The sequence below is a fragment of the Rhizobacter sp. P1_G5 genome (assembly GCF_056405435.1).
Genome location: NZ_JBFUCB010000509.1, coordinates 1 through 4,471, shown reverse-complemented (window position 1 = coordinate 4,471; position 4,471 = coordinate 1). Strand labels below are relative to the sequence as shown.

3 protein-coding genes are annotated in these 4,471 nt (G+C 70.6%); all 3 read left to right on the top strand.

Annotation, left to right across the window (positions count from 1 at the left end; all coding sequences use genetic code 11):
• A partial coding sequence (locus AC1D12_RS25710; protein WP_477843756.1) for a calcium-binding protein occupies positions 1-685 on the top strand: 685 nt, incomplete at its 5' end.
• Positions 672-2,852, top strand: a complete 2,181-nt coding sequence (locus AC1D12_RS25705; RefSeq protein WP_477843758.1) for a type I secretion system permease/ATPase — start codon at positions 672-674, stop codon at positions 2,850-2,852. The genes AC1D12_RS25710 and AC1D12_RS25705, both read left to right, overlap by 14 nt.
• A gap of 23 nt (positions 2,853-2,875) precedes the next feature.
• On the top strand, positions 2,876-4,306 hold the full coding sequence (locus AC1D12_RS25700; protein WP_477828609.1) for an HlyD family type I secretion periplasmic adaptor subunit: 1,431 nt from the start codon (positions 2,876-2,878) through the stop codon (positions 4,304-4,306).
• Positions 4,307-4,471 lie beyond the last annotated feature (165 nt).

Sequence of the window (4,471 nt, the reverse complement as noted above, 5' to 3'; positions counted from 1 at the left end):
CAACGACCCGCTCAACAGCTACAACCCGCTGCAGGCCATCAAGTTCTACGACACMCCCCCAGGCGAGAGCGTRGGCATCGACGCAATCCTCRAGRMGMTCTACWMGGGCACCTCCGGCAACGACACCCTGGTCGGCACCATCCGCAACGACACCATCACCGGTGGGCTGGGCAACGACACCATCACCGGCGGTCTCGGCGACGACACCTACAACTTCACCGAGGGCGACGGCCAGGACACCCTCGCCTCCACCTACGACACCGCCGCCGGCAAGAACAACACGCTGTCCTTCACCAATGTCGGGTACAAGGACGTGACGCTCACCAAGTCGGGCACCTCGCTGATCATCTCGGTCAACGACACCACAGACACCATCACCGTGAAGGACTTCCTGTACGGCGGCAGTGCGACCAACGCCTACAACCCGCTGCAGGAGATCACCTTCGAGGGGGGAACCACCACCTGGGGTCTCGACCAGATCCTGGCGGCGATATCGACCACGGCCACCGCCGCCGTCGTCAGCGCCGGCAGCAACCGCGAGACCGCGCTGGGCATCACCACCTCGGCGACAGCGGCCCTGGTCAGCGCGATGGCTGCGTTCTCGCCGCCGGCTGCGGCAGACACCTTGCCGACGCTGTCGGCCGGTGCCAGCAGCCAGTCGCTCGTGCTGGCTGCGTGGAACTGAGATCGAAGCCCTGACGCACCCGGCGGCCCCCGCGGGCCGTGCCGTCGACACCGGGCTCGACTGCCTGGTGATGATGGCGCGGCTGCATGGCGTGGCCGCCGATCCCGAACAGCTGGCCCATGAGCTGGCCGTGCGCGGGCGGCCGTGGTCGACGCCGGACATCCTGCTGGCGGCCAGGCAGCTGCAGCTGCGGGCCAGGGCGGTTCGCAGCAGCATCGACCGGTTGCCCCGCCTGGCGCTGCCCGTCATGGCGCGATCGGTGCCCGCACCGGGAGCCGACACGTCGGCGGCCGGCTTCTTCCTCATCGCCCGCATCGACGGCGACCAGGTGCTGGTCCACGACCCGGCGGTCGGCCGCCCGGAGCTGCTCAGCCATGACGCGCTGCGCGCGCGCTGGTCCGGCGAGCTGATCCTGTTCGCGTCGCAGGCCTCGGCCGGCCGCGAATGGGGCCGCTTCGACTTCACCTGGTTCATCCCGTCGGTCGTGCGGCACCGCCGGCTGCTCGGCGAGGTGCTGCTGGTGAGCCTTGCGCTGCAGCTGTTCGCGCTGGTCACGCCGCTGTTCTTCCAGGTGGTGATGGACAAGGTGCTGGTGCACCGCGGCTTCACGACGCTCGACGTGATCGCGATCGGCCTGGGCGCCGTGATGGTCTTCGAGGTCGCGCTGACGGCCTTGCGCAGCTACGTTTTTGCGCACACGACGAGCCGCATCGACGTCGAGCTCGGCGCGCGGCTGTTCCGCCACCTGCTGGCGCTGCCGCTCGCGTACTTCCAGGCACGGCGCGTCGGCGACACGGTGGCGCGCGTGCGCGAGCTCGAGAACGTCCGCAGCTTCCTGACCGGCAGCGCGCTCACCGTCGTGCTCGACCTGCTGTTCTCGGTCGTCTTCATCGCGGTGATGCTGTGCTACAGCGGCTGGCTGACGCTGATCGTGCTGGCCTCGCTGCCGTGCTACCTGCTGCTGTCGGCGGCCCTCACGCCGCTGCTGCGCGCACGCCTGAATGACAAGTTCAACCGCGGCGCCGAGAACCAGGCTTTCCTGGTGGAGACGGTGCACGGCATCGACACCGTCAAGTCGATGGCCGTGGAGCCGCAGTGGACGCGCCGCTGGGACCGGCAGCTCGCCGCCTACGTGTCGGCGGGCCTGCGCACCACCACGATCGCGAGCCTCGCGCAGGGCGGCGTCTCGATGGTGTCGAAGCTGGTCACGCTCGCGACGCTCTACGTCGGCGCGCGGCTGGTGATCGACGGCCGCATGAGCGTCGGCCAGCTGGTGGTCTTCAACATGCTGGCCGGCCAGATCGCGCAGCCGGTGATGCGGCTGGCCCAGTTGTGGACCGACTTCCAGCAGACCGGCGTGTCGATGCAGCGCCTGGCCGACATCCTCGACACCCGCACCGAAAGCAGCGGCGCGCGCGGCAGCCTGCCGCGCGTGAGCGGGCGCATCACGTTCGACGACGTGCAGTTCCGCTACCGTCCCGACCGCGCGCCGGTGATCGAGGGCCTGTCGATCGACATCGCGGCCGGCGAGGTGATCGGCATCGTCGGCCGTTCCGGCTCGGGCAAGAGCACGCTCGCGAAGCTGCTGCAGCGGCTGTACGTCCCCGAACGCGGGCGCGTGCTGATCGACGGCATCGACCTGTCGACCCTCGAGTCGAGTTCGCTGCGCCGGCAGATCGGCGTCGTGCTGCAGGACAACATGCTGTTCAACCGCAGCATCCGCGAGAACATCGCGCTGGCCGATGCCGGCACGCCGCTGGAGGCGGTGATCCAGGCCGCGACGCTCGCCGGCGCGCACGAGTTCATCACGGCCCTGCCGGAGGGCTACGACACGCTGGTCGGCGAGCACGGCTCGACGCTGTCCGGCGGGCAGCGCCAACGGCTGGCGATCGCGCGCGCGCTGATCGGCAACCCGCGCATCCTGGTCTTCGACGAGGCGACCAGCGCGCTGGACGTCGAATCCGAGCGCATCGTGCACGACAACATGAAGGCGATCTGCCACGGCCGCACGGTGATCGTCATCGCGCACCGCTTGTCGGCGGTGCGCGATGCCCACCGCATCGTCGTGATGGACGAAGGCCGCATCGTCGAGGCCGGCCCGCATGCCGAGCTGCTGCGGCGCGAGGCCGGGCACTACGCGCGGCTGCATCGCCTGCAGCACGGATGAAGCGCCCGCATGAAGGAGTGCCGATGACGAGGATTCCGCTCGGGCTGCTCGCGTTCGGCGCGCTGCTGGGCCGCTACGGGCGCGCAGGGCGCCTGGCCTGGTGTGCCCGCGCCGAGTTGGCGCCGCCACGCCGTCTTCCGCACGAGCTGCGGTTCCTGCCGGATGCGCAGTCGCTGCAGGAGACGCCGCTGTCGCCGGCGCCGCATGTGGCGATCGGACTGCTGCTCGGCTTCGCGCTGCTTGCGCTGCTGTGGGCGGTGTTCGGCCGGCTCGACATCGTCGCGGTGGCGCCCGGCAGGGTGGTGCCGGCCGAGGGCAGCAAGACCGTGCAGCCGCTGGAGGCCGGCACGGTGCGTGCGATCCGCGTGGCCGAGGGGCAGGCGGTGCGTGCGGGCGACGTGCTGATCGAGCTGGACCCGACCGTCACGCAGGCCGACCTGCAGCGCAGCGAAGGCGAGCTGGCGGCAGCCCGATTGCAGATCGCGCGCGGGCAGGCCTTGCTCGACGCGGTGGCCGGCGGGCACGACGCGCCGCTGCGGCGCCCCGCGTCGGTCAGCGACCGCGACTTCGACGAGGCCCGCCGCATGCTGGCCGGCCAGATCGGCGAGCACCTCGCGCGCCTGGCCCGGCTGGACGCCGAGAGGGCGCAGCGCGAGGCGAGCCGCCACTCGACGCTCGAAGCGGTGCGCAAGCTGGAACAGACCGTGCCGCTCGCACGCCAGCGCGCAGCCGACCTGAAGGACCTGGCCGACCGGAATTTCGTGTCGCGTCACGGCTACCTCGAGCGCGAGCAGGCGCGCATCGAACAGGAGGCCGACCTGGCGACGATGCGCAGCCGCGTGGGCGAGATGGACGCCGGCCTGCTGCAGTCACGCCGCCAGCGCGACCAGCTGGTGGCCGAGGCGCGGCGCAGCGCGCTGGATGGCATCACCACCGCGCAGCAACGCGTGGCGGCGCTGGAGCAGGAGCAGCGCAAGGCGGCGGCGCGCCGCGATGCACAGCGCCTGCTCGCGCCGGTCGACGGCACGGTGCAGCAGCTCGCGGTGCACACCGTGGGCGGCGTCGTGACGGCGGCGCAGCCGCTGATGGTGGTGGTGCCACGCGACGCCCCGCTGGAGGTCGAGGCGCTGGTCGAGAACCGCGACATCGGATTCATCGCGCCGGGGCAATCGGCCGAGGTGAAGGTGGAGACCTTCCCGTACACGCGCTACGGCGTGCTGCACGCGCGCGTCGCGTCGGTATCGAGCGATGCGATCAACGACGACAAGCGCGGGCTGGTGTATTCGACGCGGGTGCGGCTGGAGCGCAAGACCATCGAGATCGACGGCCGCGCGGTACCGTTGAGCGCTGGCATGTCGGTGTCGGCCGAAGTGAAGATCGGCACGCGCCGCGTGATCGATTTCGTGCTGGCACCGCTGGTCGAGCATGCGGGGGAGAGTCTCCGAGAGCGCTGATGGTTCGGCGCGGCAAAGGCGCGGGCGGGGAGTCTGGGGAGCGCCAATAAGGGAGTGGCGCCGGAGCTGGCTGGTTTCATGGCCCGCGTGCGCAGCACGCTTCGTGAACTGACTGTCGCCCACTGTTTGACCACAACGAACGAAGTGAGTGGCGGGAGTTTGGGC

Bases quoted from the DNA above. Each gene is read 5' to 3' on its own strand.
- AC1D12_RS25700 (WP_477828609.1), top strand. From the start codon at position 2,876: ATGACGAGGATTCCGCTCGGGCTGCTCGCGTTCGGCGCGCTGCTGGGC.